The sequence below is a fragment of the Amycolatopsis orientalis DSM 43388 genome (assembly GCF_000411975.1).
In the GTDB taxonomy this organism is placed as follows: Bacteria; Actinomycetota; Actinomycetes; order Mycobacteriales; family Pseudonocardiaceae; genus Amycolatopsis; species Amycolatopsis orientalis_D.
The window spans coordinates 1-1,449 of sequence record NZ_ASXG01000102.1 but is presented as its reverse complement, the minus strand read 5'-3'; the positions used below and the strand labels follow the sequence as shown (position 1 = coordinate 1,449).

Genomic DNA, 1,449 nt, shown 5'->3' with positions numbered 1-1,449 from the left:
GGAATCTGAATGATCGTGTCAAGCCGCCGTGACAGTGGGTTGTGGCGCGGTCGGAGTGAATGTTCGGCCGTCGCGCAGCAGTGCCCAGAGGACGTCGACCAGGCGACGGGCCAGTGCCAGCAGAGCCTGGGTGTGAATGAGTCGTTCGCCGCGTTTGCGGTCGTAGAAAGTCCGCGACGGTCCGCTGACGCGGATGCTGGACAGCGCGGCCATGTAGAACACTCGTCGCAGCCTGCGGTTGTATCGCTGGGGACGCCGCAGGTTTCCCGTGATCCGTCCGGAATCCTGAGGCACGGGAACGAGTCCCGCGTAGGAGGCCAGCCGTCCGGAGGTGGCGAAGGCCGTGAGGTCGCCGCCGGTGGCCACGAGGAACTCAGCGCCGAGGATCGGCCCGAGGCCGGGCAGCGACTCGATGATCTCCGCCTGCGGGTGTCGCCGGAACTGGCCGGCGAGCAGCTTGTCGGTGTCCTTGATCTGCCGGTCCAGGTCGAGCAGTTGCCGGGCCAGGCCGGCGACGAGCGTCGCGGTGGTGGCTTCGCCGGGCAGCCGCACCGTCTGGGCGTGCGCGGCGGCCAGGGCAGCGGCGGCCATGGCGGGGATGCCCTTGGGCCAGGCCCCGTGCTCGCGCAGGTAGCCGGCCACGCCGGGTTCGCCGGCCTCGCGGATCGCTTGCGGGGTCTGGAATCCGGTGAGCAGGATCAAGGCACTGCGGGTGGAGTAGTCGAAAGCGCGTTCCAGCGCGGGGAAGATCCCGGTCAGCAGGTCGCGCAGCCGGTTGACGCCGCGGACCCAGTCGGCCATCAGATCTTCGCGGTGGGCGGTGAGCCGGGTCAGCTCGACGACCAGGTCGTCAGCAGCGGCGACCGGGGTCAGGTCCGTGCGCATGCGGGCGGTCTCGGCGATCACCCGCGCGTCCTTGGAGTCCGTTTTGGACTCGCCGCGGAACACCCCCGTCATCCGGTTGACCACCCGGCCCGGGACATACACCACCCGCTGCCCGGCAGCCACGAGCACCGCGACCAGCAGCGCGGCGGCGCTGCTGGTCAGGTCTATCGCCCACCGCACCTCGGCCGCGGACCGGCCGGCCCGCGCGACCAACTGCTCGATCGCGGCCTGGCCATTGGCGACCTTCTGCGAGAACACCACCTTTCCCGCCGCGTCCACCGCGCACGCATGATGCGCCGCTTTGCCCACGTCGACACCGACCCACACCAGCGGGCGATCCGTCACGCTTGCTCTCCTGTTGTCGCAGGCCAACCCCGTGGACAACCCCGCCAACAGGTCCCTAAACAGCGACGGTCCGCATCAGATCTGAATCAGTGGCCAGGGCGTCCAGAACGACGAGGCGGCCATTCCTTCCGAGCCACCGTGCGGCAAACGACACATCAGCCACACCCCATCGTCCTGGGCATCCAGGGCTTTTGCCCCGAACAACCTCAACCTTAGGGA

General features: G+C 69.1%; 1 protein-coding gene. It reads right to left on the bottom strand.

The features are described 5' to 3' along the window. Positions 1-18 precede the first annotated feature (18 nt). Positions 19-1,230, bottom strand: a complete 1,212-nt coding sequence (locus tag L942_RS20130) for an IS110 family transposase (RefSeq protein WP_037362619.1) — start codon at positions 1,228-1,230, stop codon at positions 19-21. Between the last annotated feature and the right edge of the window lie 219 nt (positions 1,231-1,449).